The organism is Ereboglobus luteus, from assembly GCF_003096195.1.
GTDB classification, from domain to species: Bacteria; Verrucomicrobiota; Verrucomicrobiia; order Opitutales; family Opitutaceae; genus Ereboglobus; species Ereboglobus luteus.
Window position 1 is genome coordinate 2,480,193 of sequence record NZ_CP023004.1, and the last position, 19,955, is coordinate 2,500,147.

Sequence of the window (19,955 nt, forward strand, 5' to 3'; positions counted from 1 at the left end):
AAAAAAATGGCCATTATTTGTGATAATTTTATTAAAAAGTAGCATTTTTTTACGTAACTCGCTCAGCCATAAGGTGGAGCATGATTGTTCATATCCACCCTCAAAAGGATGATTAAAAACCGTCACTCACAGTCTTTTCGTTTGATTCATCAGGTTGCGCTTTTAATGGCACTTGTTGTCGGCATGTGTGCGGCTAAACCGATTGTGGAGGCACAATCCACATGGCAGAAAACGGGCAATGGCACTTGGGGTGCGGCGGCCAATTGGGACAACGGCGTGCCAAACGCCGCCGACGCGACCGCCATTATCAGCAACGACCTCTCGGCGGGCAATCATACAATCGACCTTGCCAACCCCGGCTTCACTGTCGGCACGCTCAGCATCGAAGGCAGCAATGCCACGGCTTCCACGATCCTCATTCGCACTTCCACCTTAACTTTCGCGGCTTCGGGTGGCCAAAGCGCGTTTCTCAATTACCAGGGCAGCAATTACATCACTATCAGCAGTGTGATCAACCTGCTCAGCGATCTTACCATTCAGGCCGGCACAGATCCGTCGCTGCCCGCTTTTGCGAGCAAGCTGACGATTTCCGGGCGCATCGACGGCAATGGCAACACACTCTATGTCAACGCCGGGCACGCGCCCGCCACCACCACCATCAGCGGCGCGATCACCGGCGTTGGCACACAGCTCGTCAAGACCGGCGGCGGCGCGCTCGTCTTTTCCAATTCGAACAACACGTTTTCAGGCGGCTTGGATATTTCCGCCGGCACGGTTAACACCACCCTCGCCAAAGCTGCCGGCGCGGGCACGATTCTTGGCGGCGGGGTTGCCGCGACCGGGGCGAATTATCTCGGCCTTGGCGACATCCGGATCGCCAACACCGGAGTCTCGCTCACGATCAATTCCGCCGCGGGTAATTTCGCCAACCAGCACGCCACAATTGCGGGCGGCCTCATCACGCTCGACAAAGGCGGCAGCCTCATCGTCACGGAAAACGACGCGCGCACGGCGTTTCGCCTTGTCCTCAACTCCGGCACGATCAGCGGCGGTTCGGACGCGGGTGATCGCGGCGTCCTGGCGCTCAATGGCGCCGACTTTGTTTACAACGCCGACGGTTCCGGCGGCAGCGCCTTCATTGATGCGCCGACGCTTGTTTTCAACACCGCGCAAAACACCACGGCCATGAGTGTGACGCTCAACAACACCGTCATGCAATCCGGCCTCGGCCTCGTGCGCAAAACCGGCGCCAACGCACTCACTTTTGCCGCCGGCGACACCGGCACGTTTGTCGCCGACGAGTTCGTGATCGAGTCCGCCCTCGGCGCCATCACGCTCAACCAGACCGCGCTCGACCTGGCAAACGGGATCACCTTTTCCGGCGCCAACGGCATCTTCACGAACCAGCTGACAACCACGACCGGGGGCCAGGTGTCCTTCGGTCGTGCCGACCAGTTGGGCGCCTCCTCGCTCAACATCGGCGGGGGCGTCATCACCAATTTGCTGCTCAACGGCCACGACCAAAACTTTTCGAGCATGAACCTCGGCAATGCCGCGCGCCTCGGCCTTTGGTTTGACTCCGCCACGCCTTCCACGCTGGGCATAAACGGCCTCGTCTTCGCCGGAAACAGCGAAGCCAACCCGTTTGCTGAAAATTTCCTCTCCATTTACAACTGGACGGGCAATCCCGCCAGCCATCTGGGTGACGGCGCGGTCGTGTCCGGCGGGCACACGGTTGTCGCCGGAGGCGGTGTGGATCTGTCGAAAATCTGGTTTCGCGGTTACGCGCCCGGCGCGGTGGACTTGGGCGGCGGCGTGCTTGCGCCGGTGGACTTTCTCACCACCACGCTCACGGGCGGGGGCAACTGGTTTGATTTCGCCCGCTGGACTCTGGACATTCCGGACCGGGCGGGCACCACGGTCATCGCGCCCCAGTTTGGCTCCGAAACCTCCGTCAATTTGCAGGGGCGCTCCGTCACCTTGGGGCATCTGGAAACCAGCCATCTGGGAAGCAGTCACAGCCGCACGCTGACGTTCACCTCGGGCACGGTTATTTTTGACAGCGGCCTCATGGTTGGCGGCACCAAAATGGCGTCCACGATCAGCGGCACGGGCGGGGTGCGAATCGTAAGCGCGATTGTGTTGGAAAACGACCTCGTCGTCACCGCGACCGGCGTGGTTTACGCAAACGGCGATGTTTTATACGGAGCGGCTCTGGGGGGGCGTTGTCCGGCACCGGCAACATCATCGCCGAAGGGAATCTGGTGTTGTATGGAGGCTCGGGTTACGCGCCCACTTACACAGGCACCGTCCATGCCTACAAGAGAATGATGCTGGGCGCTTACAACCACACCACGACCGGTCAGTTGTTTTACTGGGGTGGCGCGCTTGTCATGCACGAGGGATCGAGCTTGGGCTTGGGTTACCATAACAATGTCGGACTGAACACCCGCCTCATCATCGACGGCGATTTTTCTATGACCGCCGTTTACCTGAATTATGACGGCGATGTGGAACTGACCGCCGACCGCGTGATCACCACCAGCGGGAACGGCCAAAGGCATACTTTCCCGGATGTTGGTTTCGGCCCGGATTTGAACCTGACCGGCGCCGGGGCGTTGACGTTGAACGCCGTCAACACGCTGGTCATGAACAGCGGCTCCAATGTGTTTTCCGGCGGCTTCACCAAGTCCGGCGGGGGCACGGTGCGGGCGGATCTGCACAGCGATCTTGTCATGGGCGCCCTTGATGCGGGGCACAATTATTACGGCAGCGGCAGCGTCACGGTTGCCGGCGGCAATCTGTCCGTGGCCAACAATGGCTACGATGCCTACTTGCGCGGCCTCGTCACCACGACCGGCGGCAACTTGTTGTTCATTGGCAGCGGCTCCACTGTCGTCAGCGGCACCGTGCTCATGGGGAACGGCCGCAGCTTCACCGGCACCGGCGGCGGTGCCATCGAGTTTACCGACGCGTCGGTTTGGCAAACGACGGGTGCGAGCGGCGCGAACCTGATTTTTGACGGGGACTTGGTGGTAAACACGGCGTTTGTCGGCACCGGCGCCACGCAGCTTTACGCGCGGCCCACTCCCAATACGGAAATCCACATCACCTCGACGATGAGCGGCGGCATCACGAATGTCGGCACATTTTTCAAGCAAAGCGCGGGCGAGGCGTATCTCCACACCCCCGTGCACCTCGCCGCGCTCAACATTCAGGCGGGCAATCTCATCATCGGCGGGCACGATTATATGCTGCCGCGCACGGGCACCGTTGCGCCCACTCTCGCGATGGGCGGCGGCTTGCTCACGCTGGCGGGCGGCTCGACGGGCTCGCCAAACGTGACCACGTTCAACACCCTCACACTCACTGGCAACGCCGGGCTTTTCCTCAACGAGCATTCGTCCCTGTTGTTCAAGGGCGGCGTCACTTGGTCGGGCACCGGCTTCCAACTTTCACTCACCAACGACAGCGGCATTTGGTCGACGAGCGGCGCCCCGGGTGACTACGACACCTATGTTTATTTCACCAGCACCGCGGGATTTTCCGGGGCCAATGCCTGGCGGCTCGACCGGGTGAGTTTCACCGGCTACGAGGCGGGCGCGGAGTTGGTTCAGGTGAGCGGCAGCAACCTCTGGTTTCTCGCTCCCACCGGCGCCTCGCTCAACGAATGGGTGGGCGCGCGCGGCACCGGCATCGACACCGACCGCCTGTGGGGCTCCACGGTCAACTGGGTCGGCGGCGTGTCGAACGCCGCGGGCCGCACCGCCGTGGTGCGCGACGCCGACGGCTTGCTCAATGGCAACCGCATCCTTGTTGATGGCGCGTTTACCGTGGGGCAGCTGCTGCTGGAAAGCTCCGGCGGGCAGGTCTTCACCGTCGGCGGCACCAATGCCGGGGTGCTCGTGTTCGACAACGGCGGCGACAACGCCGTCCTGTCCAACTCCGGCAACCACACCGCCACCCTCGAAACGGACATGCGCCTCGATGGCGGCCTCGATTTCCGTCACACCAGCCCGAACACGCTTTACTTTAACAGCCGCGTCTCCGGCAGCGGCGGCATCGTTTACAGCAGCAACACCCTGATGTTTGTCGGCACGGCGGACGCCAGCGGCACGAGCGCCAGCGATTTCACCGGCGGCTTTCGCATTGTCGGCAGCACCGCCACCACCACTGGCGCGGCGGGCCTGCCGGTGGTGCGGATCGCAGCCGACGGCTCGCTGTTCGGCAGCGGCAGCTACAATGGCACCGACGCGGCGGGCAGCATCCAGTCGCTGACAATCGGCGACGGCACGCCCGGACGCTGGTATTACGTTGGGCTTGATACCGCGAATTCGGTGCGCGTGGTTGACGCCTCCCTGCGCATCGCGGGCAATTGGAATTTCGGCATCGGCGGCAACAACACCGGCGTGCTCACCTTCCGCAGCGCCGATCCCGGCTATGTGGAATCCGGCACATGGACGCTGCAGGGCAGCTACAACAGCGCCGTGTTGAACATCGAGCAGGATTTGCAGGGCCCCGGTGGACTGCGCATGAGCCTTTATGGCATGAGAGTGAACTTTTACGGCAACAACACGTTTGCCGGCGATGTCATCCTCGGGCATCTTAATAATATGTCCACTGGCGTCGGCTCCGACAGCGCGCTGGGCCGCGGAGTGGTGCGGCTGGTGGCCTCCCACCGACTCGACGCACTGGGTGGCGCCCGCACAATCAGCAACGAATTTGAATTCAATAGCACCCAAACAAGTGAATTTATCAATGGCTCCTTTATCCTGAACCACAGCGGCACCAGCACGCTCGCGCGGGACACTTCCGTCTCCGGTAATGTGGTTGTGTCCACCGGGCATGTTTTCTCCGGGGCAGGCAGTTTGGTGATTGGCGGCGCATGGCGGTTGGAAGGCGCGCATGAATACAGCGGCAACACTTCCATCAATCGTGGATCGACGCTGTCCATCGGCGACGCGCAATCCATCAGCAGCGGCACGCTGTTTTTTATCGCGTCCAACGAACCCCAAAAAACTTCCACACTGGCCTCTTGGGGCGGCCCCGTCACCCTGGCGAACACGGTGGTGTTTAATCATTACAACATCGGGTTGGACGGCGCGGCTGGCGCGCTGACTTTGTCGCAGACCAGCGCCCTGCCGGTTACATTGACCAACAACACAAACTTCACGGTCACCGGCAGCGTTGTGTTCGGGGAAAACTTCCGACTCACCGGCGCCTACGGCATCAACAAAACCGGCGCGGGCATGTTGACTATCAACAATAATAACAACGATTACACGGGCGATACGACCATCACGAACGGCACGCTGCGGGTGAACGCCGGCGGCGACATCGCGCTCGGCGGCGCCACGGCGGCGGGCGAGCACTACCTGGGCATGGGCCATGTGAAATTCACCAGCGGCAACTTCGCGCGCATGCTCGAACTGGTTGTCGGCGGCACGGCGGTGGATATCCACGGCAACCTCGCACTCAACGGGAACAGCGCCGTGAACACCGCGAGCATCAACATCACCGACACCGCCGGCGCGATCAGCGGCGCGAATATCGGCACCAACCTCGTCGTCGACACCGACTCCACCATCAGCGGAAACGCCTACGGCTACCTTCGCACCGCCGGCGATGTTATCAAAACCGGCGCGGCCACGCTGCACTGGACCGGCGGCAACATCGTGACGTCCAACCTCGTTTTGCGGGAGGGCGCGCTCGACCTTGGCAGCGTGAACAGCACGCGCACGGGCTTGGGGAACTTCACGCTCGGCTCCGCCACGCTCAACGTCAGCGGCAGCCAAACCTTTGCGGGCACGCTCTTCAATCTCGCCGGTTCCGGCACCATCAACATGAACGGCGCGTCCGGCTCCTCGCTGCTCACCTTCGCGGATGTGGGCTCATGGAACGGCACGCTCGACATCATCAACTGGAACGGCGACAGCACCTACGGCGGGGGCCTCACCCAAGTGCGCTTTGTCAACGATGTCCTAACCGCTTTCGACCACGCGAAACTCGCCACGATCAGTTTTTACAGCAGCGGAATCATCACCTACGCGCCCGGCGCCAGGGTCATCAAAACCACCCAGCAGTATTACGAACTCATCCCGACCGGCGTGAGTTCCATTTGGAACGGCAACGCCTCCCTCAACAACTGGAGCAGTGTCGGCAACTGGGAGACAAATGTGGCGCCCGGCGGCCCCGGCTCGGTGGCGGTCTTCTCGACTACACTCCAACTCAACGGCACCCCGGTGAACATCGACGTCGCAAACCTCACGCTCGGCGGCCTCATGTTCATGAACGACACGGGCGAAAACTATTCGATCGGGGGGCTGGCGTTCACCTTCGAGCAAATGGATTCCGATGAGGTCGCAAACCTGACGCTGCAAAACAACAACTCCGTGACGATCGCCAACGCCGGCGTTGCCCTGGCCAACCGTCTCGTCGTGAGCACGGTCGGCACCGGCACGCTCACGATCAACGCGCCCGTAAGCGGCACGCAAGGCATGATCAAAAGCGGCGCGGGCGAGTTGGTCTTGGCCAGTAACGCCAGCAGTTTTTCGGGCGGCATCACCCTGCTCGACGGCACGCTGACCGCGGCCGCCAGCTCGTCTGCTTCCTCGGGTTCCGTGATCGCCGGCCCCCTCGGCACCGGCACGCTCACGGTGGCTGGCACGCTCGCCCCGACGCTCGCCTTCACCGCCGCCGGCGCGCAAACAATCGACAACGCCATCAATCTCGACAGCCAACTCGACGGCACCGACGCGGTGGACATCACACTCAAACTCGACGCCGCCTCCGGCAATGAAACGACGCTGATCGGCGGCATCGCGCAGAGCGGTTCCGGCGTTGCTTCCCTTGAAAAAACCGGCGACGGCGCGCTCACGCTCGCGGCCGCCAGCGCGCACACCGGCACGACCACTGTGAGCGCGGGCACGCTCGCCTTCACCGCAGCGAACGCCATCGCCAGCAGCACGGCGGTCATCGTCAACGCAACCCTCGCGACCGGCGACATCGAGCAAACGCTAACCAATCTCTCCGGCACCGGCCACATCATCGCGGGCGCCGATGGCAACAACCTTACCGGTCACGTCATCGCGCTCAACACCGAGGCCACGACCTACTCCGGCAGCATCACCGGCGACGGCGCGCTCACCAAAACCGGCACCGGCGCGCTCACGCTTTCAGGCACAAATACCCACACGGGCATGACCACCATCAACGGCGGCGTGCTCGCCGTCACCGGCTGGACAGGCAGCGCCTCGGCCATCCACATCGGCGGAGCCGCCGGCACGAGCGGCACGGTCAACGTCAGCGGATATTTCGGCGCCGTCGGCAACCTGTATGTCGGCAACTCCGGCACCGGCTTCATGACGATCACCGACAGCGGCACCGTTCAAAACGTTCACGGCTACATCGGCAACAATTCCTCCCGCCTCGGAGTCGTGACGGTGACCGATTCCAGCGTTTGGCAGAACACGGGCAACTTGTATGTCGGCAACTCGGGCACCGGTTTTCTGTCCATTGAAGGCAACGGCACTGTTCAAAATACCACCGCCTACATTGGCTACAACACCTCCAGCTCCGGCAGCGTGATGGTGACCGGCTCCGGCTTTTGGCTCAATACCGCCGACTTGTATGTCGGCCATTCCAGCAAAGGTTTCCTGACCATTGAGGGCAGCGGCTCTGTGCAAAGCTCCCAAGCCTATATCGGCTTAGGCACCTACGGCACCGGCACCGTGACGGTGACCGGTTCCGGTTTGTGGGATAATATGAGTGGTCTTGGTCGCATGTCTGTTAACAAGGGCCACCTGGCCATTTTGGAGAAAGGCACCGTTAGGACCGACTCCATTAACATCGGTCCCGGCACCGGCAACCAAGGCAGTGTGACTGTCGGTGGATCCGGCTCCTTGATCGCCCGCTTCATTGGTCTGGCCTACTCAGGCAAGGGCAAGGGTTACCTGACCATTACGGACAACGGCTTCGTGTCGGGCGAGGCTTACATCAGCGATGCCAAGGACGGCTATGGCAGCGTGCTGATCGAAAAATCCGGCCACTGGCAAACAAACAAGACTTATTATGCCGGCAGATCAGGCACCGGGGTTTTGACCATAACCGACAGCGGCTCCCTGACGGCGACCGGTGCCTTCACTGTCGGCTATGGCAGCGACAGCCTGGGCAACGTGACCGTCGAAGGCTCCGGTTTGTTGAGGGCCGCCGGTGTCCTTACCATTGGCAGTTCCGGACGGGGAAATCTGACCATCGAGGACAACGCCATCGTCAATACGGGCTGGGTTCGGTTCGCGGAGGGGAGCGCCGCTTCGGGCATCCTCAATCTCAACGGCGGCTTGTTGCAAACCGGATCGCTGGCCAAGGTCAGCGGCACCGGCACGATCAATTTTAACAGCGGCACGTTGCAGGCGACCAAGGGCGGCGCGTCGTTTATTTCCGGTTTCTCGGGCGCCAAGGGAAGCCTCGTCATTCAATCCGGCGGCGCGTTCATCGACAGCAATGCGTTCAGCATCGGTGTGGCTAGGAACAGCGGTTTCAGCGGCGCCGGCGTCCTGCACAAACTCGGCGCCGGCACGTTGACCCTCGCCGGCACGAGCACCTACACCGGCGGCACGGAAGTCGAGGCCGGCTCGCTCGTCATCGCCACACTATCCGCAACCACCAGCTCCCAGACGATCGGCACCGGCACGCTGGCCGTCCACACCGGCGCGTCGGCGTATGTCGCGCCGCCCGCAGCGGTGGCGAACTACACCTTCGACAACGACCTCTCCGGCTCCGGCCTGTTTGACGTGAACCTGTATGTGGCGACCAACACGCTCACGCTCACTGGCAACACCGACGCCTTCACCGGCACGGCCAATTTCCGCAAGGTCACCCACACCCTTTCCGGCGGCGCCTTCAACGCCGCGACACTCATCAGCTCCGCCAATAGCACGATCATCGCCGGCTCCGGAAGCAACCGCGTCGGCAACTTCGTCTTCAACGGCGGCAACGTGGGCTTCGACCTCTCCGGCACCGGCAGCCGCGCCGCCGGATGGATCGACACCGGCGCGCTGGAACTGAAATCCGGCAACGTGCGAGTGGACCTCGCCCAAGTGACCGGCAGTTCCGCGACCCCGCTCCTGCAACAGGACGAAGGCGTCGTGCGGCAACTCATCAACGCGCAATCCATCACCGGCTCCGTGTCGAGCCTCAAGCTGAACGGCGGCGCCGTTTCGCTCAGCTCCGTGAGCTCCGCGATTCGTCAAAGCTCCACCATCGCCGGCAACAACGGTGACGTCGCCACCGGCTACTACGCCGTCGCCATGACCTCGACCGGCGCCGCCGGCACCGGCACGGGCCTGTATCTCGGCAGCGTCCTCACGCGCCTCGACCTGCGCTCCGGCTACACCACGATTTTGGACGGCGACACGGACAACGTCGCGGGCGGCGACGAGTTCCACGCGCAAATAACCGGCGCGGGCAACCTCGGGATTCAGGCTACCGGCACAATCACACTCAACGCCGCCAACACCCACACCGGCACGACCACGGTTTTCGACGGCGCGCTTCGCCTCGGCATCGACGGCGCGCTCGGCAAAACCGCGCGCCTCGACATCCATTCCGGCGCGATCGCCGACATCAACGGCCGCGCCCAGACACTCGGCGCCTTCAGCGGCTCTGCCGGCTCGACGCTGCTCGTGAACGGAGGCACCGTCACCGGCAGCAACGCCTCCGTCTGGACAATCGACGGCCTGGTTGACGCCACCGCCGCCGAATCGGTGATCCAGGCCGCCGGCACCGGCATGACCGCAAACATAAACTCCGGCACGCTCCTGCTCGCAAACAGCTCCACGCTCGCCCTCGGCTCCGGCGCGCTCACCGTCGGCTCCGGCAACACCGCCGCCGCCGTCCTGGACATCAAGGACAGTCTCGTGAGCAACCAGCACGCCACCATTGGCGGCCTCGGCGGCAACGGCCTCGTGACGATAAGCGGCTCCGGTCTCTGGCGCAACACCGGCAACCTCGCCCTCGGCTCCGCAGGCGCCGGCGCACTGGCCATCGGCGACTCCGGCTCGGTCGCAGTCGGCGGCATCTATTCGCAAGGCGCCAACTCCACGCTGACCCTCACCGTGGAAAACAACCGTGGCCTCGGCGACGCCTTCATCACCGCGAACAGCGCGACAGTCGGCGGCACGATCAGCGTGGACGGGTTTGGCGCGGACTCGGTTTTTTCGACGGCCGGCGCGGTGCTCGCCAGTGACCAGCAGGTTTTGATCAAGACGACCGGCACGATCAGCGGCACATTCGCCAGCGCCACGCTCGACGGTTTCGACGCCGCCAACCTGCCCGATTACCTTTACGGCGGCATCTATAAAACCGCAGACGCGAAACAATATCTCGCCGGTGTGAACCTCTCCTGGCTCGGCGGCGAGACCGACGGCCACGGCAACTTCACCGTGGCGAGCGGCACGAGCTTCGACATGGACATTTCCCTCGCCGACCAAAACAACAGCCCCTACGCCAGCGGTTGGGACGGACGCTCGCTGACCGTTACAGCCAGCAACAGCGGCACCCTCGTCCTCAGCGCGAGCAACAGCTTCACCGGCGACATTTTCATTCGCAACGGCGCGCTCGTCGCCGCCACCGGCACGAACGCCGGCTGGGCGCTCGGTTCCGGCGCGAACACCGTTTATTACGACGGCGCCGCCGGTTCCGCCGCGCGTCTCGTCTTCGCAACCGGCGGCACCATGACGCAGCGCCAGATCATTTCGGCCGGTGCCAACGCCACGCTCGAGGCTGTGTCCGGCGCGGATCTCACTGTGACAACCGCCCCCCTCGGCTCCAACGGCGGCGCGGTTTATGTCAACGCCGGCGGCACCTTCGGCATCACCGGCGGCGTCACCTTCACGGGCAATCGCGGATCGAGTGTCAGCGCCAACGGCGCCGCCATCTACAACGCCGGCGAGCTCAGCGCCACCGGCGCGATTTTCGCCAGCAACACCACAGCCGGTTATGCGGGGGCGATCTACAACACCGGCACCATGTCACTCGCATCGGGCACCCTCGCGGGCAATTATTCCGCGATGCAAGGCGGGGCCGTTTACAACACCGGCACGATCCGCGGCTCCGGTCTTTTGTTCGCAAGCAACACCTCCGGCTCCAACGGCGGCGCCGTTTTCCAAGAGGGCGCCACGGCCGCGCTCAACCTGCAATCAAGCGTATTCGACGGCAATTACGCCTCCTCCGGCGGCGCGATATGGAATGGTTCCCTCGCGCGCGTTGAAATCGCGAACTCGTCAACATTCTCCAACAACCGCGCCGCCCTCAAAGGCGGGGCCGTTTACACCACGGGCGCCTTCACCGGCGGCGGCGTTGTGTTTGCCAGCAACACCTCGGCGGGCTTGGGCGGCGCCATTTATGCGCAGGCCGCCGACGCCGCGGTCACCCTGCGCTCGGGAACTTTTGCAAACAATTACGCGGCCTCCTCCGGCGGGGCGTTCCACGGCAACGGCGCCACCCTCGCCGGCGTGGACCTCACCTTCGACGGCAATGTGTCCGGCTCCCACGGCGGCGCGATCCACAACAGCGGCGTCATCTCCGGCACCAACCTCGTCTTCACCAGCAACACCGCGCGCGCCGGTTCCGGCGGCGCCATTCACAACGTATCATCAATGACCGTCGACATCACCACGGGAAGTTTTTCGAGCAACCGCGCGGGTGGTGGCGGCGGCGCGATTTACACGGCGGGCACGGTCGAGCTGAACGGCATTGTCACGTTCGCGGACAACCGCGCCGGCGACGGTGGCGCCGTTGCCGTCGCCGCCGGCGGGTATTTCACGAACACCGGCATGGTCAGGTTTCTCGACAACCGCTCGACCTCGACCGGCGGCGCGATCAGCGTCGGCGGCACCGTCAATATCGACGGCGCGCTTTTCGAACGCAATTATGCGGCGGCATCCGGCGGTGCGATTGCCGCGACTGGCGCAGGGACGATCATTGTCAGCAACGCGCTCTTCGTTTCCAACTCGAGCAACGGCACCAACGGCGGCGCGATTACCGTGTCCAACAACAGCCGCGCAACCGTGACCAGCTCCACCTTCACCAACAATCGCGCCGCAAGCAGCAGCGGCGCCATCGCCGCGTTCCCCGGGGGGCGGGTTTCGATTGAGGGCTCCCGTTTTGAATCCAACCACGCGGTCACCTACGGCGGCGTCTCCGAAAATTACCTGGGCACGCTCACGATCAACAACTCCGTGTTTGTCTCCAACAGCGCCAACAGCAATGGCGGGGTCATCGCCAACTGCGGCACCATGGGCATCGCCGGCAGTGTCTTCACCGGCAACTACTCGGGCGGTGGCGGCGGCGCGCTCTCCAACTACGGCGCGGCCTACGTCAACACGCTCACCGATGTCATCTTCACCAGCAACACCGCCGCGGGCGTGGGCGGGGCGATTTACAACCAGGGATACGCCAACACCGTCATCGCCGTCAGCTCCGGCTCTACACTCGCCTACACCGGCAACACCGCGCGCGGCAACACCGCCGCGGCGACTGACAGCGCGGGCGGTTTCCTCTACGCCCATTCCGGCAGCGTCGTCTTCGACATCGCCGGAGCCCTCGCCATCGGCGACGAAAACTCCATCGCCATCCGCGCCGACGGCATCGCCGCCGTGAGCGACACAATCGCGTTCACCAAAACCGGAACGGGCACATTGACGCTCTGGGCGAACAACGCCTACACGGGCACGACATTCGTGAACGCCGGCAAGCTGAGCCTTCGCGGTTACCTGGCGAGCGCGCACACAATCGTCGCGGCCAACTCCACCCTCGGCGGCACCGGCACGACCGGCGGCAACGTCACGATCCTCTCCCATGGCCACATCGCGCCCGGCGCGAGCCCCGGCCGGCTCACGATCCTCGGCAACTTGACGCTCGAAAACAACGCGCAACTCGACTGGGAGCTCGGCGAGCGCACCGATCCCGGGCACATGTATCACAGCGGCACGAACGACCTCTTGGTCGTCGGAGGCAACGTGACGGTGAGCGGCACGAGCCACGTGAACATCACCACGACGGCGACGCTGAGCAAGGGCGAGTATGACCTGATTAAATACACCGGCACGCTCGGCGGCGATTCGACCAACTTCGCCATCGGCACGATCAGCGGCGACGCCGACACCAACCTCGCCAAATACAAAATCGTCACCAGCGAAACGAACTGGATCAAGCTTGCCTACGATCTCAACGGCTACGCGATCTGGGACGGCGCGGACAAGGATCTGTGGGACAACGGCGTGGCGAACGGAGGCAACGGCACGTGGTATGCGCCCGGCGCCCTGTCGGGCACGCACACCGCGTGGACGGGCACCGACGGCAACTCCAACGGCGAGTGGGAACAGGGCGAGTTCGCAATTTTCAAGGGCGTTTCGGGCACGGTCACCGTCGTCAACTCCGGCACGACCATCGAACTTTCCGGCGCGCAATTCCGCACCGACGGCTATCTTCTTACCGGCGGCACCCTCACGACAAGCGGCAGCGACGCGAACATAATCCTGCGCGTTGACGACGAGGATTACCAAACGCCCGGCCTGCTCGTGACGACCACCATTGCGACGACAATCACCGGCACGCACGGCGTCGAAAAAACCGGCGGCGGCACGCTCGTCCTTTCCGGCTCCAACGACTACGACGGCATCACCGACATCCTCGATGGCATGCTCGTCATGGCAGACGAGCACGCGCTCAGCGTGCACACCGCAACCATCGCCGCCGGCGCGACCCTGCGCGTCGCCACCGGCAGCATGACATTCAGCAACACGCTCACCGGCGATGGCCTCCTCGAAGTCGATCTCGCATCGTCCTCCGACGCCTTCTCTTTCAGCCTTCAGTCCTTCAGTCCTTCAGCCCTTTTTTCAGGAACTGCCAAGTTCCTGAAAAGCGCGTTCACGCTTAACAACAACGCCCTTGCCAACGCCGACGTGATCCTCGGCGCGAACAACACAACCACCGTGGCCACCGGCACGCACGCCATCGGCAACCTCGCCATCGACGGCGGCGCGCTCGTCTTCACCCACGCGACCGGCACGCGAGCCGACGGCATCATCCGCACTGGCACGCTCGACGCCATCGGCGGCACGGTCACGATCACCTCGACTTACAGCGGAAGCACGGGGCTTTTCGCCAAGCCGCTCCTCCAGCAGGACGAAGGCTACCGCGTGCTGCTCATCGACGCGACCGCCGTCACCGGCACCAACTTCGCGCTCGCGGACGGCGCGACCACGACCGCCGCCATCAAGAACACCGCATCAGTCACGACCGCCACGGCAACCTACGCGCAAACGCTCGACTACACCAACGGCCTTTCAGTCGCCTACGAACTTACGCAGCTCGACCTCCTCGCCAACCAAACCACCACGCTCGCCGACGACACCGAGCCGCCCGCCGGCGGCTCGGAACTGCACGCGCTGATCACCGGAGCGGGCAACCTGCAAATCGACGCCACCAGCGCGATCACGCTCAACAACGCCGCCAACACCCACACCGGCACGACCCTCGTGAACACCGGCACACTCGTCAGCGGCACGAGCAACGCGCTCGGCAACACCGCATGGCTCGCCGTCACCGCCACCGCCGCCTACAACCTCAACGGCCACACCCAAACAATCGCCAACGGCGCGCAAATCGACGGCACACTCCACGGTTCGGGCAGCCTCGGGCTCGGCGGCCTGGCGACAATAACAAGCACCAACGCGAACTTCGCGGCGAACATCGGCGTCACCGGCACGACGATCATCGCCAGCACGCAAGCCCTCGGCACGACCACCGGCACCATCGCCATCGCCGCAAACGCCGCCCTGCAAACCGCGAGCGCCACGGGCGCCTTCACCAAAACCCTTGCCGGCTCCGGCGCCTTCGAACTTCTCGGCACGAGCACCATCACGCTCGCCGGAGACAACACCGCCTACAGCGGCACCTTCGCGATCTCCGCCGCCAGCCGCCTCGCCGCCTCTACCAATGCGAACCTCGGCAATGCCGCGCTCTCCGGCTCTGGCGTCTTCGAGAAAATCGACGCCGCGACCGCGCTCACGATCGACCACGCCAACACCACCTTCACCGGCACGACGCTAATCACCGGTGGCACGCTGCGACTCGAAAACCTCCAGGGCGTCGGCACCAGTGCTGTCATCAACAACGCGATCCTCGACCTCGCCGCCACGGGCACCTTCGCCAACAACATCACCGGCACCGGCACGTCCCATGTGTCCTCGGGGTCTTATGGGTCCTACACAGTCCTAACCGGCACCAACTCCACCGACTGGAACATCACCGGAGCCGCGCAAGTCTCCTCGACCACCAACCTCGGCGCGGGCAACACGCACATCGACGGCGAGCTCTCCCTTGCCGCCACCACCGCGTGGGCCTACTCGAACACCCTCACCGGCACCGGCACCCTCGCCGTCAACCTTTCCGGCTCCGCGTTCACCTTCAGCCCTTCAGCCTTCAGTTCTTCAGCCTTTTTCGAAGGCGTCCTCGCCCTCGAAAACACCACCTACAACCTCTTCCACAACACCGCGAACGAGTCCGCCCTCGCCAACGCGACGCTGCGCACGCAAGCCGGATCGATCATCAACCTCGGCACCAACAGCGTGTCGGGCACGATGAAAATCAACGGCCTCGAACTGATCGGCGGCACGATCAACGTGCACCTCCAGTCGCCCGACACCGCGCACGTGCTCGAAGTCAACGAGCTCACCGTCGCCAACGCGGACTCGGTGAGCTTCAACCTCGACACGAGCCTCACGCCCGCCGGCGCGCCGACCACGGGCAACTTCCTCGACCAGGACAGCGGCACGAACAGCATCCAGCTGGTCAAGGCGGCCTCGCTCGACGAGGCCGGCAAACAAATGAACCTGCTCTTCAATGGAGCGGCGCCCTCGAACACCGGCACGACGCTCATAGTCGGCGACGGGCACGGCAACACCGACATCGAGGCCACCTACAACTACGCCGCGTTCTCAAGCGGCTCTGCCCACGTCACCGGCAGCGCGCACAGCAACCACATCGAGGGCCCCGGCATCTACGTCGACTACCTGCTCACCGAACTCAAGACGAACACCAACCTCGTGCTCGACAACGCCGGAGCGACGGACACGGTCCTCGGCGCCAAAATCACCGGCACCGGCAACCTGACAATCCAGGCGCGCGACACGCAAATATTCCTCAGCCACTCGAACGCCTACACCGGCACAACCACGATCAGCAGCGGGACGCTCATCGCCGCCGCCAACGATGCGCTCGGCCAAACCGCCCACCTGCTCATCACCGGCACCGCCGCCTACAACCTCAACGGCCACACGCAGACAATCGCCAACGGCGCGCAAATCGACGGCACGCTCCACGGTTCGGGCAGCCTCGGCCTCGGCGGCCTGGCGACAATCACAAGCACCAACGCCGCCTTCGCCGCCAACGTCGGCGTCACCGGCACGACGATCATCAACAACACTCAAGCCCTCGGCAACACCGGCACCATCGCGATCGCATCCGGCGCGACACTCAGCGCGGACGGAGCGACCGGCGACCTCTCCAAGACGCTGGCAGGGCAGGGCGGGGTTTCCCTCGTCAACAGTGCCACGATCACGCTCACCGCCGACAACACAAACTACAGCGGCACCTTCGCGATCTCAGCTACCAGCCGCCTCGCCGCCTCCACCAATGCGAACCTCGGCAACGCCGCGCTCTCCGGCTCTGGCGTCTTCGAGAAAATCAACGCCGCGACCGCGCTCACGATCGACCACGCCAACAACACCTTCACCGGCACGACGCTAATCACCGGCGGCACGCTGCGACTCGAAAACCTCCAGGGCGTCGGCACCAGTGCCGTCATCAACAACGCGAACCTCGACCTCGCCGCCACGGGCACCTTCTCAAACAACATCACCGGCACCGGCACGTCCCATGTGACCCAAGGGTCTTATGGGTCCTACACAGTCCTAACCGGCACCAACTCCACCGACTGGCACATCACCGGAGCCGCGCAAGTCTCCTCGACCGCCAATCTCGGCGCGGGAGCGACCCACATCGACGGCCTGCTCGACATCGACAGCGCGACCGCCTGGCTCTACACAAACGCGCTCAGCGGCACCGGTATCCTGAAAGTGGATACAAACAACAACGCCTTCTCCTTCAGCCCTTCAGTCTTTCAGCCCTTCAGCCCTTTCCGCGGCGTCCTCGAATTGCACTCCGCCGCCTTCGATCTCTCCGGCACCAACACCGCCGTTCTCACCGAAGCGACCCTGCAAATCGACGAAAACGCCTTTGTCGCCACCGGCAGCGGCGCGCAGCAAATCGGCAACCTCACGCTCACCAGCGGCACACTCGGCTTCACGCTCGCCGCGAGCGGCACGGAGGCGGCCGGCATCATCCGCACCGGCACGCTCGCCGTCCACGACACCGTCCTGGTCATCGACACCGGCGCCCTCCCCGGCAACACACTCCCGCTGCTTCAGCAGGACGAGCCGCACACCATCACCCTCGTCGAATCGACCACCCTCGCGGCCGGCGGCAAGACGCTCATCACCGGCACGCAACTCGTCGACCAACTTGGCAACCAAATCACCGACGCCACGCAACTCGACATCGCCCAGTCCGGCGACATCGTGGCGAGCGGCACCTACGACTTTGCCGCAGTTGCGAGCAACACCGGCATCCATCTTTCCTACGAGTTGACCGCGCTCGACCTGCTCGCCGGCAAGACCACGCTGCTCACCGGCGACATCGACGACGCAATCCTGAACGGAGCCGACGAACTGCACGCCAAGGTCAGCGGCTCGGGCAACCTCCGCGTCGAGGCGGCCGGGTCGATCACGCTCAACAACACCAACACCTACACCGGCACGACCACCCTCGCCACCGGCACGCTCATCGCCGGCGCGAACGAGGCACTCGGGCAAACCAGTTTCCTCGTCGTGGAAATCCCCGCCACCTACGACCTCAACGGCAACACGCAAACCCTCGCCAACGGCGGCCAAATCGACGGCCTCCTCACCGGCACCGGCGCGCTTACCCTCTCCACCGGCACGTTGCTCGTCACCAGTTCGAACACCGGCTTCACCGCGCAAACCAACATCAATGCCCCAGCCACCGCGCGCATTACCGATATCGACGCGCTCGGCTCCGCCGCGATCGAACTCGAAGGCATCCTCATTGTTGACACAACCGGCACCGGCGCGCTGCAAAACACCCTTTCTGGCACCGGCACCCTCATCAAGGACAACACCGGCATCGTGGCGATCAACCACTCGAACGCCGGCTTCACCGGCGACGCGAGCATCGACGAAGGCCGTCTCATCGCCGCCAAGATCGACGCGCTCGGCACCGCCGCGATCACCGTCGCCGACGGCGCGGCCTTCGAGCAACTCAACGTCACCGGCACGCTGCAAAACGAACTCCACGGCGAAGGCCTTCACCAGCTCACCAACAGCACGCTCACCCTCGCCAACCCCGCCGGCTACACCATCGCCGCCACCACGCTCGACGCGACCAGCGCGCTCATCCTCGAAACCACCGGCTACCGCTTCCGCGCCCTCGAGCTGAACAACGGCGCCCTCGCCTTCGCCGCCACCGCCCCGACCGCCGCCGCGCAAATCGACACCCTCGGCGACACCACCGGACGCTTCATCCTCAACGCGAAACTCGCCGACATCACCGCCGGCATCAACCCCGCCGGCACCGTCGCCAATCACCTCGCAATCGCCGACGCCGGCGCGGGCCGCCACGACGTTTACATCAACCCCATCAGCGAACCACCCGCCGCGATCAACTTCGCCATCGAACTGATCACGACCGGCAGCGGCAGCGCCACCTTCGCAATGGCAAACCCCGGCGGCAAACTTGAGTATGACCTCACCACCATCGAACTGGTCCAGGGCGACGGCAGCGTCTACACGCCCGACACAAACAAATGGTATCTCTCGGACCGCAACCTCAGCCACGCCGCTGACGCGATCATCAACACCGCCTCGACACTCGCGCTCGACTGGGCCTACGCCCTCGACGCCCTCCACCTGCGCCTGGGCGACATCCGCGCCGAAACCCTCACCCGCTCCGACAATCCAAAATCCGGAAACCTCTGGATTCGCGCGCGCGGCTACCGCCTCAACGCGGCGAACGACCTCTCCGGCATGTCCTTCCGCCAATACGGCTGGGGCATGACCGGTGGTGCGGACAAAATCTTCGAAACCGAAACCGGCGTGCACCTGCTCGGCGCCTTCATCGACACGGGCGGAGTGGACCGCGACTTCGACAACGGAGGCAACGGCAAGACGCGCAACGTGGCCGTGGGCGCCTACCTCACGCTGCTCAAACAAACCGGCTGGCACCTCGACGTGGTGGCGCGCCTGGACCGTTACTCGAATGAATTTGAGGCCAAGGCGGTGGATGGTCGCACGACACGCGGCAAATACACAACCGGAGCGCAAAGCCTGAGCGCCGAGTTTGGCCGCCGCCTGCAGCGCACCGACGGCTGGTGGGTGGAGCCGGGAGTGCAAGTGGCGGTGCTCAGTCTCGACAGCGCGAACTACTCGACGCAAGCAACCGCCGACCAGCGCGCGATCGACGTGCACGTGGACAGCTCCAAAACCTGGCAATACCGCGCTCTTGTGCGCTTCGGAAAACAAATCCCCGGCAGCCGCTGGGCGCCCTATGGCAAGTTTGCGGCGGTCTCCGTGGAAAGCTCCGACGGCGAGATCAGCGCGCACGGCAAGACATTTGAAGCCAACTACGACGGCAAGCGAGTCGAGTTCGGCTTGGGCACGAGCTACCGCATCAACGACATCAGCCAAGTTTACTTCGACTACGAGTATGCGAAGGCCCAGTTCTACGAACGCCCCTGGTCCCTAAATCTCGGCTACCGCCGCTTTTGGTAACGTGGAAGCGGCGTCCCGAACCGTCGCCGCAGGCAGGCGGTTTTT

At 63.9% G+C, this 19,955-nt stretch carries 2 protein-coding genes; both read left to right on the forward strand.

Annotated elements, in window-relative coordinates:
• Nucleotides 1–204 precede the first annotated feature (204 nt).
• Complete coding sequence (locus CKA38_RS09275) at nt 205–2,331, forward strand: beta strand repeat-containing protein (RefSeq protein ID WP_161554823.1); 2,127 nt, start codon at nt 205–207, stop codon at nt 2,329–2,331.
• Nucleotides 2,226–19,910 carry an autotransporter-associated beta strand repeat-containing protein gene (locus CKA38_RS16745; RefSeq protein ID WP_108825221.1) on the forward strand — a complete coding sequence of 5,895 codons (17,685 nt, stop codon included), beginning with the start codon at nt 2,226–2,228 and terminating at the stop codon, nt 19,908–19,910. Before CKA38_RS09275 ends, CKA38_RS16745 begins: the two co-directional genes overlap by 106 nt.
• Nucleotides 19,911–19,955 lie beyond the last annotated feature (45 nt).